Origin of the sequence: Pseudomonas saxonica (assembly GCF_007858365.1) — a bacterium.
GTDB classification, from domain to species: Bacteria; Pseudomonadota; Gammaproteobacteria; order Pseudomonadales; family Pseudomonadaceae; genus Aquipseudomonas; species Aquipseudomonas saxonica.
Genome location: NZ_VFIO01000007.1, coordinates 198,598 through 216,964, shown reverse-complemented (window position 1 = coordinate 216,964; position 18,367 = coordinate 198,598). Strand labels below are relative to the sequence as shown.

The following is an 18,367-nucleotide window of genomic DNA, read 5'->3' as shown; positions in this document are numbered from 1 at the left end:
TCCCAAACGAGAACAACAAAAAAGGGCCCACCTTTCGGTGAGCCCTTCTAGACCGCCCAGCAGAGCGGATTTTGTTTGGTAGGCGCGATTGGACTCGAACCAACGACCCCCACCATGTCAAGGTGGTGCTCTAACCAACTGAGCTACGTGCCTGCTGTGGGGTCGCATTCTATAGATTTGCGGAGGGGTGTCAACACCTTTTTTGCAGCTAACTCTATGAATAGTCGAATTATTTGTTTGAAGCGCAAAAAACCTCAATGGACAGTGGCTAGCCGCTGGTTTTCTTCTCAGGTAGCATCGGCCTCACTCGTAAAAAATATAAAACAGAGGCTGCAGAATGTCGAACACCCCCTACCCTCAGTCTTACTACGCGGCCTCGGCTAATTCGGCCCCTGAACGCCCTTTTTTGCAGGACGATATCGAAACGGATGTCTGTGTCATCGGTGCAGGCTACACCGGCCTCTCTAGCGCGCTGTTCTTGCTGGAGAGCGGTTTCAAGGTGACGGTGCTGGAAGCTGCCAAGGTGGGCTTTGGCGCTTCGGGTCGAAATGGCGGTCAGATCGTTAACAGTTACAGCCGCGATATTGATGTGATTGAGCGCACGGTAGGGGCTCAGCAGGCGCACTTGCTTGGGCAGATGGCATTTGAAGGCTCCAGGATTATTCGCGAGCGTGTCGCCACCTACAACATTCAGTGCGATCTGAAAGACGGCGGCGTCTTCGCAGCGATTACCAGCAAGCAGATGGGCCATCTCGAAGCGCAGAAAAAACTCTGGGAGCGTTACGGCAATACACAGCTGGAACTGCTGGACCAGCGCCGTATTCGTGAAGTGGTGGCCTGCGATCAGTACCAAGGGGGTCTGCTGGACATGAGCGGCGGCCATATTCATCCGCTGAATCTGGCGCTGGGTGAAGCCGCTGCGGTCGAGTCATTGGGCGGGACGATTTATGAACAGTCGCCCGCGGTGCGTATCGAACGCGGTGCCAGCCCGGTGGTGCATACGCCACACGGCAAGGTGCGCGCCAAGTTTATTATCGTTGCGGGCAATGCCTATCTGGGCAATCTGGTGCCTGAGCTGGCGTCCAAGTCCATGCCCTGCGGCACTCAAGTGATCACGACCGAGCCCTTGAGCGAGTCAGTGGCCAATAGCCTGTTACCGCAAGATTACTGTGTCGAGGACTGTAATTATTTGCTCGATTACTACCGTCTCTCGGGTGACAAGCGCCTGATTTTCGGTGGCGGCGTGGTCTATGGCGCACGAGACCCGGCCAATATCGAGGTAATCATCCGGCCGAAAATGCTTAAAGCCTTCCCGCAGCTCAAGGATGTGAAAATTGACTATGCGTGGACAGGTAATTTCCTGCTGACGTTGTCACGGCTACCTCAGGTCGGCCGCATCGGTGACAACATCTATTACTCGCAAGGGTGCAGCGGTCACGGGGTGACTTACACCCACCTGGCCGGCAAGGTGTTGGCTGAAGCCCTGCGCGGACAAGCTGAGCGGTTTGATGCCTTTGCAGACCTGCCGCACTACCCCTTCCCCGGCGGGCAACTGTTACGCACACCGCTTACAGCGCTGGGGGCGTGGTACTACAGCTTGAGAGACAAGTTCGGCTTCTAGGCAATAAGGGCTGGCGCACGTTGCGCCAGCCTCCGGTTCGTTATTGTGCAGCGCTGGTCAGCGTTTTGATGGCTTTGGCACCGGCCTGTTCCTGACCCGCACGGGATAAATCGTTGGCTGCCTTCAGCCAGCGTGCTTTATCTACCTGGGCAGGCAACTGATCAGGCGACAGAATCAGCACCGCCCACCCACCTGCGTCCTTCCAGGCGGACTCGAATGTATTGAAGTCCATCAACCGCCGACGCTCCATGCCTGCACGCAGCAGCACGGTTTGCTTGGCGCGGTTGTAGCCCACCAGCATCGCGTAACGCGGCTCGGACCACACGGTGCCGTCGCTAAAACGCAGCATGACCGGATGACCGGCTGCCACTTGGGTCAACAGCGCTTCGAGTGAGGTGTCCAGTGGATACACCACCAGCCCATAACCAGTGGCCAGTTGCTCCATATTGCCTTGCAAAGACGCCTCTGCGTCCGGCAGCTTCAAGGGCTTGACCAACAGGCCAGGGGTGACGCTGATCCGCTGTTCGCCGAGCATGCTGGCTAACACGTGCGGGCCGCTCTGATGAGCATTGCCCCGGTAAAAGGGCACGCCGTTGAGCTCGACCCTTTCAGGCAAATGGCGAATGCCTGGCGGCTCGACACTGGCGCATCCCACCATAACCAACGCAATTAATGACGCCAGCCAAAGTCGCACCGATCTCAATCCCGTCACTGCCTGCATGTTCCCTCGCTTTGAATAAGCGCCAGACCTGCGATCCGGCATGGCTGCAGATCATAGGACGGCCAACGGGTGAGGTATAGCCTTATAGGGCAGAGATTATGACGCCATAGAGCAAATCAGTTGGTGCAGCACGACCTTTGGTCAATAGACTGCAACACCACCCAAGCTAGACTGTCTCTTGCTTAATGTGTGTGCCCATTGGGGGCGAAGGAGGCACTGATGAGCCCGACATTAACCATTTTTTTGCTGATCTGCGGCTGGTTAAGCGTTGCCGGCGCGATGCTGTGGGGTTTAATGCGCATCAGCCGCCATCATCACCCGCAGGTGCAGCCAAAACCGAAAGTCAGCCTTGAAAAAGCGCCCGCCAGCCCGATCAACGCGCATTAAAAATGCCGTCTTCTGAGAGCAGTGCACAGGTCCCTACATTACGCTAGATCCGACAGCTGGATTAACGACTGCTCTGATGCCGGACGTAGCTTCGCGGAGCTCGTCAACTGCTACGGATCTTTATCGCGACCGCGTGATTTTGGGGCCCCCTTAAACCACGCGGGCCTGTGTGAGGGCACCAAACCGATCGCCGCCGTCGTTCCTCGTCAGCGGCTACAAGGGGTTCGTCACAGCAGCCTGACGTTTTTCACGTACCCGACGGGCCAGTATGTTCAGCGTTTCAACCGTCGCAGAGAACGCCATCGCCGCATACACATACCCTTTAGGGACGTGGGCACCAAAACCTTCAGCGATCAGCGTCATGCCAATCATGATCAAGAAAGCCAGAGCCAGCATCACCACGGTCGGGTTGTCATTGATGAACTTGGCCAAGGGCTCGGAGGCCAGCAACATCACCAGCACCGCCACGACCACTGCAATCACCATGATGGGCAAGTGCTCGGTCATACCCACCGCGGTAATAATACTGTCGATGGAGAACACCAAATCCAGCATCAGTATCTGACCAATCGCCGCCGCAAAGCCAAGCGTCACTTTTGACGACACACTCTCGGTTTTTTCTTCCGATTGCGGCGTCATGCTGTGATGAATTTCACTGGTGGCTTTCCAGACCAGGAACAAACCACCGGCTATCAAAATCATGTCCTTCCACGAGAAGGCCTTGCCCATCACTTCAAAGACAGGCGCGGTGAGCTGCACGATGTAGGCAATGGTGCCCAGCAGGCCCAACCGTAGAATCAGCGCCATACCGATACCGATTCGGCGGGCTTTGGTACGGTATTGCTCGGGCAACTTGTTGGTCAGGATCGAGATAAAGATCAGGTTATCGATGCCCAGCACGATTTCCATCACGATCAACGTGGCCAGCGCGACCCAGGCGGCGGGGTTCGTCGCCAGCTGTAAAAGATAGTCCATAGGTGTGTTCTGACTCTGGAGTGCAACAGGTTAAATGGCGTTCGAGGTTTCTTGGCTTTCGGGCTCAGGCTGCTTTTTTTCGATCAACCCGCCCGTTGCGTCGCTCAACGCCTGTTCCGCAGCCTTGTGGGTATCATCAATGGCCTGTTTGGCCGTTTCTGCGGTTTTGCTCAGCATCTGTTGCGCCGCTTTTTCAGCCTGATCACAACCACTGATCAGCAATAAGCCAGCGACCAGCAGGACCGCGACAGCTGTATTTTTAATGTTCATGGGGGTTTCCTCTTCAAAACGGCGGCCACTAGGGTGGCTCGCTAATAACGCGCGATTCTAGAGAGGCAAACAGTTCAGGAAAATTCGTATTTTCAGGCGCTATACTTCGTTTTTTACGAAGTGTTGTCCGTCCGATGCTCAATTACCGTCAACTCCATTATTTTTGGGTCGTTGCCAAGACCGGCAGCATTGTCCGCGCCTGCGAACAATTGAACCTCACGCCGCAAACCATCAGCGGGCAAATCAGCTTGCTGGAAGAGACCTACGGTCTGCCGCTGTTTCGTCGGGTCGGACGTCAACTTGAACTGACTGAAACCGGGCGCCAAGTGCTGCCATACGCCGAGCAGATCTTCCAGCTCGGTAGCGAACTGGAAACCATGCTGCGCATGGCACCCAAGGAGCAGCAGATTCTGTTTCGGGTCGGCGTGGCTGACGTGGTGCCCAAATCGATTGTCTTTCGCTTGATTGCACCGACCATGGCGCTGGATGAGCCCATTCGTATTACCTGCCGCGAAGACAAGCTCGACAGGCTACTGGGAGACTTGGCGATTCAACGTTTGGACCTGGTTATTTCCGACAGCCCGATGCCTTCTCACCTCGATATAAAAGGCCTGAGCCAAAAGCTCGGCGAATGCGGCATCAGCTTTTTTGCCACTGCGGCGCTGGCAGCTTTATATACGCAGAACTTCCCCCTCAGCCTGCAAGGCGCTCCCCTGCTGATCCCCGGCCCGGAAACCGTGCTGCGTAGCCGCCTTTTGCGCTGGCTGGCTGAACAAAAGATCCAGCCGCGTATTGTCGGCGAGTTCGATGACAGCGCCTTGATGCAGGCATTTGGGCATTCAGGGATCGGGGTCTTTATTGCCCCCAGCGTGATCGCTGAAGAGGTCATGCGCCAGTTCAACGTTGTACTGATCGGTCAGACCGACGCGGTGACCGAGTCGTTTTATGCCATCACCGTAGAGCGTAAAATCAGGCACCCCGGCATCATTGCGATTACCGAAGGTGCCCGGCGCGAGCTGTTTACGGATTAAGCGCAGGCGGCGGCGTGGGGTTTTGCCGTCATCAGCCACAACGCGAGCACAATCGACACCAGGATGAACCCCGCAGCGGCGAAGCCCAGATTGCCCAAGCCGTAGCTGTCGATCACGCGCCCGCCCACCATCGCGCCCAGGCCAATGCCAAAATTGGCCCCGGCAATGTTAAGCGACGCCGCAAAAGCAGGCGCATGCGGTGCGACTTTCATCAGGCGCACATGGCTGACCAGAAACAGGGCTGACTGGGTGATCCCCCACACGGCCATCGCGGCCGCCAGCCCCAGCGTTGAATGAATACTCGGTACCAGCGCGACCATTCCGCCGATCAGGAAAGCGCAAAACACCATCGAAGCGATCAGCGGGTGACGGTCGACCATGCGCCCGCCCAGCGAGTTGCCGATCAGGCCGACCGCACCAAAGCCCATCAAGCACCAGCCCACCACATTGCCGTCGAAACCCGCCAGCCGCTCAAGGATGTCCGCCAGATAGGTGTAAGCGGTAAACATGCCGCTGAACACCAACACTGACAGCACAATATGGCCAATCATCAGGGGACTGCGCAGCATGCCGAACTGTGAGCGCAAGGTAACGTGCGCTTTGACCACCTGAGTGGCGGGCAAATACATCCACAAAAGCAGTGCTTTGGCCAGCGCGACCACGGCCAGAATGCCGAACGCACTGCGCCAGCCCCACGCATCAGAAATCAAGGTGCCCACCGGGATACCAAAGACCGTCGCACAGACAATGCCAAAACCGATTTTGGCAATCGCACGCCCCGCATACTCGGGGCCTACGATATCCACCGCCGTTTCGCTGGCCAAGGCCCAGAACACCGGCAAACCCAGTGCCGGCAGTAACCGCGCGAAGGCCATGACCCAAATATTCGGGGCCAGTGCGGCCACGGTATTGGCGAAAGCAAACATCAGCAAAATCGCGATGAACAGACGCTTGCGCGGGAAGCGGGCGAAGTACGCTGTGAGAAACGGCCCCAATGCCGCCACCGTAAAAGCAAACAATGTAACCAGCAAACCCGCTTGGGGCACGCTGACCTCCAGGTCGCGGGCAATCGCCGGCAACAGGCCGACGATGATGAACTCGGTGGTGAGCACGGTGAAACCGGCCGCAGACAGCAGCAGGATGGGCAACAGCATGAATAACTCCAGAAACGGCGCTGCCAGCGAATGCCGAAAGGGGCTCGCTGACGAAGGTAAGAATGGATACGCGCAATAGTAACAGAATGATTCAACGCAAGAACATGCACTAAAAGAAGATCGATGGCAGGTGTGACAGATTGACTGCTGTAGGAATGCCCCTACATCACTATGTTAAAGTCCGCCCCCAAACATGAACGTTGTCACACTGACGCGCTCAGCGCACACGACTATCCTCGTCCGCTGACTCTGCTTTACTCAAAACGTTTTCCCAAGATCTGCGTGCATCAGCCTGCTCGTTTTGCTGATTCCCTGAGGTATTGCCATGCGCTATCCAAAACAACTAGAGATGCCCTTATGAGTGATGTTGCACCTACCCTCCTGCAAAAGCTGTCACGCACCAGTCTGGTCACCCAGATCGTGATCGGCCTGATCGCCGGCATTGTTCTGGCCTGGCTGGCACCGGCAGCGGCTCTGTCTGTGGCTTTTATCGGCAAACTGTTCGTCAGCGCTTTGAAGGCCGTGGCACCGATTCTGGTGTTTGTGCTGGTCATGGCCTCGATTGCCAACCACAAGCACGGCCAGGAAACCCATATCCGCCCCATTTTGGTGCTCTACCTGTTCGGCACCTTTGCCGCTGCCGTTGTGGCGGTGATCGCCAGCATGATGTTCCCGTCGCATCTGGTGCTGGCCACTGAGAACGTGACTATTTCCGCCCCGGGCGGGATTGGTGAAGTGCTGCAGAGCCTGCTGTTGAGTGTGGTCGACAACCCGGTCAGCGCACTGATGAACGCCAACTTTATCGGCATTCTGGCGTGGGCAATCGGCATCGGCATTGCCATTCGCCATGCCGGTGACACCACACGCACCGTGCTCAGTGACCTGTCCAACGGCATCACCCTGATTGTGCGCGTCATCATCCGCTTTGCACCCGTGGGCATTTTTGGTCTGGTGGCATCGACCCTCGCCAGCTCAGGCTTTGGCGCCCTGCTCGGCTACCTGCACCTGCTGGTGGTTTTGATTGGCTGCATGCTGTTTGTGGCGCTGGTGGTCAACCCGCTCATCGTGTTCTGGAAGTTGCGCCGCAACCCATTCCCGCTGGTATTTCTGTGCCTGCGTGAAAGCGGGATCACCGCATTCTTTACCCGCAGTTCAGCCGCCAACATTCCCGTCAACATGGCATTAAGCGAACGTCTGGGCCTGCATGAGGACACCTACTCGGTGTCGATCCCGCTGGGTGCCACCATCAACATGGCGGGCGCAGCCATCACCATTACGGTGTTGAGTCTGGCGGCCGTGCATACACTGGGGATTTCAGTCGATATTCCTACCGCCATATTGCTCAGTCTGGTGGCGGCTATCTGCGCCTGTGGCGCATCGGGTGTGGCAGGAGGGTCGTTGCTGTTGATCCCGCTGGCGTGCAGCCTGTTCGGTATCCCGAGCGAGATTGCCATGCAAGTAGTGGCAGTGGGTTTCATCATCGGTATTTTGCAGGACTCGGCCGAGACCGCGCTCAATTCGTCCACCGACGTTCTGTTTACCGCTGCAGCCTGCCTGGCCAAAGAAGAACGCAACTGAGGGTGTAGCGGCTGGCGAGGTACGCCGTACCTCGCCAGCCATTGCGAGCTAAATCAGAACGCGCCCATGTAGTCACGTTTGCCGATTTCGACGCCGTTGTGGCGCAGAATCGCGTAAGCAGTGGTCACGTGGAAGAAAAACTGCGGCAGGCCGTAGGTCAGCAGGTACGACTGGCCAGTGAAGCGTTTTTCTTTGGGTGTGCCCTGACGCGTGATGATTTCGATACCTTCCTTGCCGTCGATTTGCTCGGGCTTGATTGCATCGACAAAAGCCAACACCTTGCTGATCAGCGCTTGCAGGTCGGCAAAGGTCACTTCAGCGTCGTCGTACTTCGGCAGTTCGATTTCAGCCAGACGCCCCGAAACACCCTTGGCAAAATCAACCGCGATTTGCACCTGACGCACCAACGGGAACATGTCCGGCGCCAGACGCGCTTGCAGAAATACGCTTGGCTCGATGTTTTTGGCCGTCGCATGCGCTTCGGCCTTGGTCAGAACACCGCTCAGGGCGTTGAGCATTTGCTTGAACACAGGAACAGAAGCAGCGTACAGAGAGATAGTCATAAAGGTCTCGACAGTCTGTGGGCAGGAATGGAATGTGCGGCGATTATAGACATGCATTCCAACTTCTGGCGCACCGCTCTCCTCTCATCCTCCCATCTTTCATTAATCTCCGGTTCGCCTGACGCCTGACCTGGCCCCAGCCGCGGCATCACCACCCGCGCACCGGGCCGGCGATAGGCCGAGCCTTCAACCCTGATCACGGTGGCCAGTACCACCTCGTCCTTGTTACTGTCGGCCTCGTCCAATGCCTCGAGTACGCCACATAGTCACTCATCGCCGCCGCCCCCAATGTTTTTTAAGTGAATTGCCGTACCATCGACGGCAGTTTTTCCGCCATCCACCGCGCTACGCGTAATCGTGAAGGACAACAGCGTGAACAAAAAAACCGGTGTCCGGGCTCATCAGGCCGATCAGACCAAGGCGCGTATTCTCAAGGCTGCCATCACCGTGTTCGCCCGGGATGGCTACGCCGGTGGGCGCATCGAGCAAATCTCCAAAGAAGCCGAGTCCAACGACCGGATGATTTATTACTACTTCGCCAGCAAGGAAAACCTGTTCCTTCACGTGCTGGAACACACCTACGAAGCGTTCAATCAGGCCGAAAGCGGGCGCCGTCCAGACCTGAGCAAACCGGTGGAAGCCTTGCGCCAACAGGTGGGATTCTTTTGGGATTACTACGTGGCTCACCCCGAGTTCGTGGCCATTCTGACGATCGAAAACCTGCACAAAGGCAAGCACGCCAAGCAATCGCGTGAGCTGAGCCGGCTTTCGGCGACCACCGTCGGGGTGATCAAGCCGATTATCGAGGCAGGTCAGCAGCAAGGCCTTTTTCGCCTGGACGTCGACATCAATCACGTCTACTTGATGATCGCCTCGCTGTGCTACTTCTATAACTCCAACCAGCACACGCTCTCCTCATTTCTGGGCCAGAACCTCGCCGATCCTGGCCAGCAGCAAGACTGGCTGGCGTTCATCAGCGATCTGGTGATACGCGGTGTCAGGGTGCTGCCAATAGACACCGCCGATCAGTGAGTGCCAGGGTTGGCACGCAGGTGCGCAACCCTTTGTTCCAACCCTTGCCACGCGGGCTCGGCCGGGGCGAATCGCTGACGCAGATACGCCACCAGCTCACTGAGCTGGCGATTCGACAGACTGTCCTTGAAGGCGGGCATATAACCCAGGTCCGCCGTTGCCGGAACCGGAATGCCCTGCATGATGATTTTGAGCAGGTTGTCAGGCAGCGCGCTGTGCACATTGCTGTTATTGGCCAGAGACGGGCTGACCCCAAACAGCGTTGGCCCGGCCCCGTCGGCGTGACAGGCCTGACACGCCCCCTCGAACACTCGCTGGCCGTTGCTTAGCGACACGGCTTGCGCACTCGCCTGCGCTGCTTGCGGGGTCTCGACCGGCTCGGCCTGAGCCTGATCAGTAAGCGACGCCAGGTAAACCGCCATCGCCCGCCGATCGGTATCGGGCAGCTTGGCCAGCTCAGTGACCACCGGCCCCATCGGCCCAGCGGCCACACCGTGAGCATCGGAATAACCCGTGCTCAGGTAGGTAAACAGTTGATCCTCGGTCCAGGGCGTTGGCGCTTTGGACAAACCGTTCAGCGCTGGCGCCTCCCAACCATCCACCGTACCGCCAGCCAAAAATGCCTGACCGCCCTTTGCTGCGCCCATGAAATTGCGCGGCGAATGGCAGGCCGCGCAGTGGCCCAAGCCATTGACCAGATACGATCCGCGATTCCATTGCGCGCTGCGCTGCGGTTGCGCCTTGACCTCCCCCGAGCGCAGAAAAATCGCATTCCAACCCGCCATCAGCGGCCGCATGTTGAACGGGAATTGCATGTCGTTAGCCTTGGCTGGCTGACTCACCGGGTCTTGTGACATCAAGTAGGCATACAGGGCCTGCATGTCGGCATCGTCGATATTTCTGAAAGACGTGTATGGAAAAGCCGGATAGAGATGTTTTCCGTCCCGACTGATGCCCTCGCGCATGGCCCGCTCGAACGCCGTGTATGACCACTTGCCAATGCCTGTTTCCGGATCGGGGGTGATGTTGGTGCTGTACAGCGTGCCGAAAGGCGTTTGCATCGCCAGCCCGCCCGCATTGGTGACGCCGCCCGGCGTGGTGTGGCACACCGCGCAATCCCCCACCGCCGCCAGCAAACGCCCGCGCTCCAGAGTTGCGGCCGACCAGGTGCCGAGCGCCGGTGGCGCAATGGGGGCGATTTCCGCCCGCCACGGCAACGCCGTTGCCGCCATCCCGATCAGCGCACCGAACCCCGCCACCACAGGTGCAAACCACCATTTTGAACGCTTGGGTTTGGCCGCTTCAGGCGCTGGAGCCGCTTCACCTTCTGATTGCTTGAGTGCCGCCAATACCCGCTCGGGGGTGATCGGCAGTTCGCGAAAGCGAATACCGGTTGCATCGAAAATGGCATTGGCAATGGCCGCCGCACTGGGCACACCGGCCGATTCCCCGGCACCCATCGGTGGCTCCTGTTGACGCGGCATCATCATCACATCGATCTTCGGCACTTGCTTGAAGGTCAAAATGGGATAAGCGCCCCACTCTTTGCTGCTGACCGTCGACTCTTCAAACGTCACACGCTCTTTCAGCACGCGACTGGTGGCCTGAATGACATTGCCGTGGATCTGATGCTGCACCCCCGCCGGATTCACCAATATGCCCGCGTCATGACCGATCACCACCCGGGTCACCGAGACTTCGCCGCTGACCCGGTCGACCGCCACATCCGCCACCCACGCTGCCCACGCCGCGCCAAAGCCGGGGAATTTACTGTGGATATAGCGCGCGTACGCAAAGCCCCGACCGCGCAAAATAGTGTCTTGGCCGGGTGTCTGCATCGGTTCGGTGCGTGCTTGCCAACCAGCGCGCGCAGCCGTGGCCTTGACCAGCTCCGAGGCGCGCTCATCGTGCAAATAGCGCAAACGGTATTCGACCGGATCGACCTTGGCGGCAAAGGCCAGCTCATCGATATACGACTCGTGGGCAAAGGTATTGGGCAACGCCGACACACCGCGCATCCACGACGCCCGCACCATCGGCGCCATGTCGTTGATGGTGACGCGCATGTGTTCAAAGTCATAGGGCGGAATCGACGTCCGATCGCCCATTTCAAACATCGCCGCCACCGGCTCGACCCGCCCGGTCAGCAGCAAAGCCAGGGTCGGCGCACCATTGGAGGGATAACTGGTCTGGAAGTCATAGCCCGCAACCCCACCATCGGCATTGAGACCACCATCCACTTCCATCAATTGCGCCGAGCCTTTGGGCTCCCACACATGTTCCTGTTCACGGGTCAGTTGCACCCGCACGGGCAAGCCCACGGCGCGTGACAACAACACCGCATCGGCACACACGTCATCGGCACAGTTGCGCCCATAACAGCCGGCCGCTTCCATGCGAATAATTTCGATCTGTTCTTCCGGGTACTCCAGCAGCCAAGCCAGATCTGCGCGCAACAAGTGCGGGTTTTGCGTGCCTGACCATACGCGTATGTGCTCCGGGTGATAGTGCGCCAGCCCGCAGGACGGGCCGATGGAACCGTGAATCTGATAGGGCCACAGGTAGCTGCGAGGCATTCGTTCAGTGGCCTGCTCCAATGCCTGCTGCACATTGCCCTTGTCCAGAACAACACGCTGGATACGCGGGTTGTCACGAATGGCCTGCTCGACATCCGTCATGTCGGGGAGTTTTTGATTCCAGGGTTTCCACGTCACCGTGAGTGCCTGTGCGGCTTTTATAGCCTGCTCTTCACGCATCGCCACAACGCCCACAAAGTCGCCGATCACCACCACTTTGACCACGCCGGGAATATGCGCAATGGATGACTCGTCCACGTGCAACAAGCTTTTACCGACAAAGTCGCCACTGTCCAGCCCGGCATAGGGCGGGCGAATCACCCGCCCGTGAAGCATGTCGGGCAGGCGCATGTCATGCACGTAGGTCAACTCGCCAGTGGCCTTGGCGGGAATGTCTACCCGCGCCGAAGATTGGCCCACCAGCCGATAATCGTGCACTGACTTGAGCGGCGCATCGCCGGTAATACTCACCACGTGGTGCTCGCCGGCTACCAACTCGGCAAAGCTCAGGTGACGGCCATCACTGCTCTTGACCACACCGTTTTCAATCTGCAATGACTGCGCTTCGACACCCCACAGCCGGGCCGCTCGGGCCAGCAGAAAACGGCGTGCTTCAGCCGCCGCATTGCGCAAAGGCACGGCGGTAATTTGCAGCGTGGCACTGGCGATGGTTGCCCCCTGATTGGGTGCATTGTCCGTGTCACCCAACATCATGCACACCTGTTCCAGCGCCAGATCCAGCTCCTCCGCGACGATTTGCGCCAGCGCTGTGCGGACCCCCGTGCCCAGATCGACGTGGCCATTAAAGCCATACACCTGACCGTCATCGTTAACCGCAATAAATAGCCCCTGCTCCTTGGGCTTGAGCACCGGTACGCCGCCTTTAGCGACCGGCCCGGAAGGCGGCTGAATCTGATCCACCACCAGCAAAACGCCAGACTTGGCCAACAACTGATCACGGGTGAGCGTGGTAAGGGTCATAGTCATTATCCGTTCAAGGCTTTTGACGGGCGGCACGCATGACCGCTCGAACAATTTCGATATGGGTGCCGCAACGGCACAGGTTGGCTGACAGCTCGTTCAGCACCTGCTCTTCGCTGGGATGGGGATTGCGATCAAGCAGCGCCTTGGCCGTCATGATCATGCCGTTCATGCAATAGCCGCATTGCGCGGCCTGCTCATCGATAAAGGCTTGCTGAACCGGGTGCAGCCGCTCGCGACTGCCCAGACCTTCAAGGGTGGTAATCATTCGGCCTTCGGCACCCGACAGCGGGAACACACAGGAACGTGCGGCTACCCCGTCGATGATCACTGTGCATGCCCCGCACTCACCCAGGCCACAGCCGTATTTAGGGCCATTGAGCTGCAAATCGTTGCGCAATATCAGCAATAACGGTGTATCGGCCATGGCACTGACGACGACGCGCTGGCCGTTGACGTCGAGTGTTACCGTTTTCAGCGGCGCAAGGGTTTGATCGCTCATTCAAGGCTTCCCCAGGTAGCAATGTCCGCGCTGTGTTGTGCGGATCTTATTAAGTGTTTACTTCATGAAACGGGCGGAACAAAGCGCTGCACACGCAGAGACAAGAGGTTTATCGGTTTGATGAAGTAACTACTTAATCAAACCGGGAGCAAGAACGATGCCAAGCACGTCAATCAGCTTATTCGCTGCCGTCATCGACCATTTTTCGCAGTAGATACAGCATGGCGACCCGCTCAGCGGGGTTGAGGTTGGCCATGGTCAGTTCGCTCACTTGCAGTGCGTGGGGCTGGGTTTCGCGCACCAATTGCTCGCCGTCCTGAGTGAGGCTGACGATTACTTTGCGTTTGTCGTGTTCGGCAGGCGCCAGACTGATCAGATTGCGCGCCTGCAAACGCTCGACAATGCCGCGAATCGTGGCCTGGTCGACCGCAGTGGCTTTGATCAACTCACTTAATGAGCTGGGGCCGTGATTGTGGACTGCACACAGGGTAATGAACTGCACGGCGGTCAATTGTGAGTTGCCAATGTTCTGCTGAAAAATGGCCATATGGCGCTGGTAGGCTTTGCGCAATAAATGGCCCACCTGCTCGGAAAAATCGTAATTCATGAGGCTCTCAGGTTGCATGTCTGTTGGGAAATGGGGTGTGACCTTAACCTGCGCAGGCTCCTGCACATAGTGCGTAGCAGCTGACGAGCTCTGCGAGGCTGCGTTCGGCGGCGCAGCCGTCGTGAAACCGCTCAAGCCCAAACGCCAGGCAGATACAAAGCCCGGGCTTGGGAATTCAGATACATCGCGCGCATAGATCTTGCGACGATTGCATCGTCGAACGCAGCCTCGCAAAGCTCGTCAGCTGCTACGAGATTTGCGGTCGCGGCATTGGCATCTCGTTAACCACCCCGCCCGTGACCACAGCCACGTCATCCAGATACACGTCGCAATGACGCAGCGGAATGTCGAGGTGACACGGGGTTTTGCGGGTGCCACCCACTTCGGTATTGGGCCCGGTTGAAAACAGAAAATTACCTTCAAATGCCCGTGCGTCCATGCACATGCCATCATTTTTGTCGTGCAACCCCATGGCGGTCCATTGCGCACGCGGCTGCAAGCCCCAACCAATGTGGGAGATGCCATACACTTCAGGGTCATTGAAATACTTCAAGTAATCACGCAGGTATTCGGCTTCGAAGCCTCCGTGGATAGACGTAATGAACCCCTTGTCGATCTCCAGCGTTATTTGCTCGCGCGAGTAGTTTTTGAACGGCAGCACAATGTCGCCCACGTCGATCACCAGCACGCCCTGGGCGGTCTCTTCGTTGGGCCAGGAAAACAGAAATCCGCTGGGCCAGTGATCCCAACGGCCCGGCTCATCGGCAAAGCCATACTCAGTCACCGCCGGGTACTGACCCAGCAACGCCTTGAAGTCACTGCCCGCCCTGGAGCGCACGTGGATGGAGCGCGCTTGTTTGAGCAGCTTTTCAGCCGCCAGCACACGGGCCTTGTCCGCCAGGGTGGGCAACATGCGCGCCAGCACTTCCGGCGGCTCAACTGCCAGCAAGATGCGTGTGCCCGTCTTGAGAATCTGCTCCTGCTCCGGCGAATGCAGCAGCATCATGGTGTCCACGATCAGGTCTGCCGCTTCCAGCGCCCGCTGGGCGGCTATGTTGCCTGTCAGGGCCGTATCGCCACAGTAGGCCGTCATGTCATTGCCCATGGCCATTGGATGGTTGAACGAAGGCAGCTCCACGGCATACACCTTGGCCCCCAGCCGTTGAGCGGCCTCCATCGCCGCCCGCACGGTGCGCGGGTTGGAATAATGACTCTTGAGCACCGCAACGCTTTGGGTCGCATCCACTTTTGACAGTGACAACACGTGCTCAAACATTTGAGTCAACTCGCAGTCGCTTACCGGCATTCACTCATCCTCTCAATTGACTGGCTGCATAGGGCAACACCCTCACTCGCTCGCTCCGCAGAATTCAAGCGAGACGTTAGCCCCTCGAAACTAGAGCGTACACGCTATTTATGACTTCACGTAAATTATTTTTCCCTCTGGATTCAAACCCAAAGACTCCAGTAATTTCCTGCATTTAAAGGCTTTCACCCATTGAAAAGCTGGCGACTCAGTCAACATTTTTTTATCGAAGGGTCTATGCAGAATAAAAATATATAGCGTATACACTGTAAATATCTGGACGAAGCCGCACGCCTAGCGCCAGTCATTTTCAGAATAAAAGGAAGCCTTGCATGCCCACACAACAGAAAATCGCCATCGTCGGCGCCGGCCTGGGCGGTGCTGCCGCCGCCACGCTGCTGCAGAAAGCCGGATTCCAGGTCGATGTTTATGAGCAGGCCCCGGCGTTTTCCCGCATCGGTGCGGGGATTCACATGGGCCCCAACATCATGAAGATTTTTCGCCGTATGGGCATTGAGCAACAGCTCAGCGAGATGGGCTCGCACCCTGACTTCTGGTTCAGCCGGGACGGCGCCAGCGGCGACTACCTGTCGCGCATCCCGCTGGGTGAGTTTGCCCGCAAGGAATACGGCGCGGCCTACATCACCGTGCACCGGGGTGACCTGCACGCACTGCAAATGTCGACCATCGCCCCCGGCACCACTCACTTCAAAAAATGCCTGACCCGCCTCGAAGAAACCGACACCCACGTCAACCTGTTCTTCAGCGACGGCACCCGCACCCAAGCCGATATTGTCATCGGTGCGGACGGCATCAATTCGAAAATTCGTGAAGAGTTGCTCGGCGCAGAAAAACCGCTGTACAGCGGCTGGGTCGCCCACCGCGCCCTGATTCGCAGCGAAGACCTGACCCGCTACAACCTGAACTTCGAGAACTGCGTTAAATGGTGGAGCGAAGACCGCCACATGATGGTTTACCACACCACCGCCAAGCGCGATGAGTACTACTACGTTACCGGCGTTCCTCACGCCGCCTGGGATTTTCAGGGCAATTTCGTCGACAGCAGTCGCGAAGAAATGTTTGACGCCTTCCAGGGTTACAACCCGACCGTTCAGGCTCTGATCCACTCCAGCGAAAGTGTCACTAAGTGGCCGTTGCTCAATCGCAACCCGTTGCCGCTGTGGAGCCGTGGCCGACTGGTACTGCTGGGGGATGCTTGCCACCCGATGAAGCCACACATGGCCCAAGGCGCCGGCATGGCCATTGAAGATGCCGCCATGCTCACCCGCTGCCTGGAGGAAACCGGGCTGAGCGACTACCGCACCGCCTTCAACCTGTACGAAGCCAACCGCAAAGACCGCGCCTCGCGCGTACAAGCCGTCTCCAACGCCAACACCTGGCTGCGCACCCAGGAAGATCCGGCCTGGGTCTATGGCTACGACATCTACAGCCACGCGCTTGAATCGGAAGTGGTCGCATGAGCACGTTTATAGAGGGCGGCAACGTTCAGGCCAACGGCATTCGCCAACACTACTTGCGCTACGGCGGCCAGCAGAATGGCGCTAAACCGGTTCTGCTGCTGATACCCGGCATCACCAGCCCGGCGATTACCTGGGGGTTTGTCGCTGAACGCCTGGGCGCTCAATTCGACACCTACGTGCTGGATGTGCGCGGGCGTGGGCTGTCTTCAAGCGGACCTGAACTCGATTACAGCAGTGACGTGTGCGCCGACGACATCAACGCGTTTGCTCACGCCATGGGCTTTGACCACTACCACCTGGCCGGCCACTCGATGGGCGCGCGCTTTGCGGTGCGCAGTGCAGCGCAGCACCCCGCAGGCGTGAAAAGCCTGGTGCTGATCGACCCGCCGGTGTCCGGGCCGGGTCGTCGCGAGTACCCCAGCAAACTGCCGTGGTACGTGGACTCGATTCGTCTGGCTCAACAAGGCATGGACGCACAGGCCATGCGCGCCTTCTGCCCAACCTGGACGCTGGAGCAATTGCAACTGCGCGCCGAATGGCTGCACACCTGCTATGAGCCTGCCATTGTTCGCGCCTTCAATGACTTCCATGACGTGGACTTTCATCAAGACTTGCCCGCACTCACCGTCCCGACGCTGTTGATGGTGGCCGGGCGTGGCGGCGTGATTCAACCCGAAGACGAAGCCGAAATACTTGACCTGCAACCGCGAATCCAGATCGCACGCGTCGAAAACGCCGGGCACATGATCCCGTGGGATGACCTTGAAGGGTTCCTGACTGCCTGCATCGCCTTCCTCGCCCACCCTCAAAGGAGTCACCCGTGATCAAGCCTTACCGTATCGGCCAGATTGTGCCGAGCTCCAACACCACCATGGAAACCGAGATTCCGGCGATGTTGACCGCGCGCCAGTTGATCCGCCCCGAGCGCTTTACCTTTCACTCCAGCCGCATGCGCATGAAGCAGGTCCGCAAAGAAGAGCTGGCCGCCATGGACGGTGAGTCCGACCGTTGCGCCATCGAACTGTCCGACGCCCGAGTGGACGTACTGGGCTACGCCTGCCTGGTGGCAATCATGGCGATGGGCCTGGGTTATCACCGTCAATCCGAGAAGCGCCTGACCCGGGCCACGGCTGAAAATGACGGCAACGCCCCCGTGATCACCAGCGCGGGCGCCCTCATCGACGCACTGAAGGTGATGGGCGCGAAAAAAATCGCTATTGTCGCCCCCTATATGAAACCGCTGACCGAACTGGTGGTGGACTACATCCGCGAGGAAGGCTTCGAAGTGGTGGACTGGCGTGCGCTGGAAATCCCCGACAACCTGCAAGTGGCCCGGCATGACCCGGCCAACCTGCCCGGCATTGTCAGCGGCATGAACCTTGAAGGCGTGGACGTCATTGTGCTGTCGGCCTGCGTGCAAATGCAGTCGCTGCCCGTGGTGCCGCAAGTTGAAGCGCAAACCGGCAAGCCCGTACTGACCGCTGCCATCGCCACCACTTACGCCATGCTTAAGGCCCTCAATCTGGAGCCGATTGTTCCGGGTGCCGGGGCATTACTTTCAGGCGCGTATCAATAGGAGCTG

General features: G+C 58.2%; 18 protein-coding genes and 1 tRNA gene. 8 read left to right on the top strand and 11 right to left on the bottom strand.

All coding sequences use genetic code 11. From position 1 onward, the window contains the following. Window positions 1-76 precede the first annotated feature (76 nt). A tRNA-Val gene (locus FJD38_RS17585) sits at window positions 77-153 on the bottom strand. A gap of 184 nt (window positions 154-337) precedes the next feature. On the opposite strand from FJD38_RS17585, the gene FJD38_RS17580 reads away from it, so the two are divergent. Next, on the top strand, window positions 338-1,621 hold the full coding sequence (locus tag FJD38_RS17580) for an NAD(P)/FAD-dependent oxidoreductase (protein WP_146386568.1): 1,284 nt from the start codon (window positions 338-340) through the stop codon (window positions 1,619-1,621). A 40-nt stretch (window positions 1,622-1,661) separates the two neighbouring features. Here the strand turns inward: FJD38_RS17580 and FJD38_RS17575 are convergent, their stop codons facing one another. Next, the gene (locus FJD38_RS17575) at window positions 1,662-2,342 is read right to left on the bottom strand and encodes a peptidase C39 family protein (protein ID WP_208727525.1); all 681 of its coding nucleotides are present in this window, start codon (window positions 2,340-2,342) and stop codon (window positions 1,662-1,664) included. Between the two features lie 219 nt (window positions 2,343-2,561). Here FJD38_RS17575 and FJD38_RS24585 point away from each other — a divergent pair, with 219 nt between their 5' ends. Beyond that, on the top strand, window positions 2,562-2,729 hold the full coding sequence (locus tag FJD38_RS24585; RefSeq protein WP_167654283.1) for a hypothetical protein: 168 nt from the start codon (window positions 2,562-2,564) through the stop codon (window positions 2,727-2,729). 213 nt (window positions 2,730-2,942) lie between these two features. On the opposite strand, the gene FJD38_RS17570 is transcribed toward FJD38_RS24585, so the two are convergent. Then, the gene (locus FJD38_RS17570; RefSeq protein WP_146386566.1) at window positions 2,943-3,704 is read right to left on the bottom strand and encodes a TerC family protein; all 762 of its coding nucleotides are present in this window, start codon (window positions 3,702-3,704) and stop codon (window positions 2,943-2,945) included. A gap of 30 nt (window positions 3,705-3,734) precedes the next feature. Then, the gene (locus FJD38_RS17565) at window positions 3,735-3,974 is read right to left on the bottom strand and encodes a hypothetical protein (protein ID WP_146386564.1); all 240 of its coding nucleotides are present in this window, start codon (window positions 3,972-3,974) and stop codon (window positions 3,735-3,737) included. Between the two features lie 134 nt (window positions 3,975-4,108). Between FJD38_RS17565 and nhaR the strand changes: the two genes are divergently transcribed. Then, window positions 4,109-5,005: a transcriptional activator NhaR gene (gene nhaR / locus FJD38_RS17560; RefSeq protein WP_146386562.1), complete on the top strand. Its 897-nt coding sequence runs from the start codon at window positions 4,109-4,111 to the stop codon at window positions 5,003-5,005. Here the strand turns inward: nhaR and FJD38_RS17555 are convergent. Further along, window positions 5,002-6,159 (bottom strand): MFS transporter, encoded by a 1,158-nt coding sequence (locus tag FJD38_RS17555; RefSeq protein WP_146386560.1) that lies wholly within the window; start codon window positions 6,157-6,159, stop codon window positions 5,002-5,004. The genes nhaR and FJD38_RS17555 overlap by 4 nt on opposite strands. A 357-nt stretch (window positions 6,160-6,516) precedes the next feature. On the opposite strand from FJD38_RS17555, the gene sstT reads away from it, so the two are divergent. After that, window positions 6,517-7,737, top strand: coding sequence for a serine/threonine transporter SstT (gene sstT, locus FJD38_RS17550; RefSeq protein ID WP_122785610.1), 1,221 nt, complete (start codon window positions 6,517-6,519; stop codon window positions 7,735-7,737). 53 nt (window positions 7,738-7,790) lie between these two features. On the opposite strand, the gene FJD38_RS17545 is transcribed toward sstT, so the two are convergent. Beyond that, window positions 7,791-8,300, bottom strand: coding sequence for a DUF1993 domain-containing protein (locus FJD38_RS17545; protein ID WP_122785611.1), 510 nt, complete (start codon window positions 8,298-8,300; stop codon window positions 7,791-7,793). After that, window positions 8,297-8,515, bottom strand: coding sequence for an XdhC family protein (locus tag FJD38_RS17540; protein WP_280116033.1), 219 nt, complete (start codon window positions 8,513-8,515; stop codon window positions 8,297-8,299). The genes FJD38_RS17545 and FJD38_RS17540 overlap by 4 nt, the downstream gene beginning before the upstream one ends. Before the next feature lie 157 nt (window positions 8,516-8,672). Here FJD38_RS17540 and FJD38_RS17535 point away from each other — a divergent pair, with 157 nt between their 5' ends. Then, complete coding sequence (locus FJD38_RS17535) at window positions 8,673-9,332, top strand: TetR/AcrR family transcriptional regulator (protein WP_146386557.1); 660 nt, start codon at window positions 8,673-8,675, stop codon at window positions 9,330-9,332. Here FJD38_RS17535 and FJD38_RS17530 read toward each other — a convergent pair. From FJD38_RS17530 to FJD38_RS17515, 4 genes are all read right to left on the bottom strand, one after another. Further along, entirely contained in the window at window positions 9,326-12,889 is a 3,564-nt protein-coding gene (locus tag FJD38_RS17530; protein WP_146386685.1) for a molybdopterin cofactor-binding domain-containing protein, read from the bottom strand. The genes FJD38_RS17535 and FJD38_RS17530 overlap by 7 nt on opposite strands. A gap of 13 nt (window positions 12,890-12,902) precedes the next feature. Beyond that, window positions 12,903-13,391: a (2Fe-2S)-binding protein gene (locus FJD38_RS17525; protein WP_122785615.1), complete on the bottom strand. Its 489-nt coding sequence runs from the start codon at window positions 13,389-13,391 to the stop codon at window positions 12,903-12,905. A gap of 178 nt (window positions 13,392-13,569) precedes the next feature. Further along, on the bottom strand, window positions 13,570-13,998 hold the full coding sequence (locus tag FJD38_RS17520) for a MarR family winged helix-turn-helix transcriptional regulator (protein WP_233609056.1): 429 nt from the start codon (window positions 13,996-13,998) through the stop codon (window positions 13,570-13,572). Window positions 13,999-14,245: 247 nt separating this feature from the next. Beyond that, a complete protein-coding gene (locus FJD38_RS17515; protein ID WP_122785617.1) occupies window positions 14,246-15,304 on the bottom strand; it encodes a 2,5-dihydroxypyridine 5,6-dioxygenase in 1,059 nt (352 codons plus the stop codon). A gap of 332 nt (window positions 15,305-15,636) precedes the next feature. On the opposite strand from FJD38_RS17515, the gene FJD38_RS17510 reads away from it, so the two are divergent. Genes FJD38_RS17510 through FJD38_RS17500 form a run of 3 tightly spaced genes read left to right on the top strand, consistent with a single transcriptional unit; the run spans window position 15,637 to window position 18,361 of the window. Beyond that, complete coding sequence (locus FJD38_RS17510) at window positions 15,637-16,785, top strand: FAD-dependent monooxygenase (protein ID WP_146386555.1); 1,149 nt, start codon at window positions 15,637-15,639, stop codon at window positions 16,783-16,785. Next, on the top strand, window positions 16,782-17,609 hold the full coding sequence (locus tag FJD38_RS17505; RefSeq protein ID WP_122785619.1) for an alpha/beta fold hydrolase: 828 nt from the start codon (window positions 16,782-16,784) through the stop codon (window positions 17,607-17,609). The genes FJD38_RS17510 and FJD38_RS17505 overlap by 4 nt, the downstream gene beginning before the upstream one ends. After that, on the top strand, window positions 17,606-18,361 hold the full coding sequence (locus FJD38_RS17500; protein ID WP_146386552.1) for a maleate cis-trans isomerase family protein: 756 nt from the start codon (window positions 17,606-17,608) through the stop codon (window positions 18,359-18,361). The genes FJD38_RS17505 and FJD38_RS17500 overlap by 4 nt, the downstream gene beginning before the upstream one ends. Window positions 18,362-18,367: the final 6 nt, after the last annotated feature.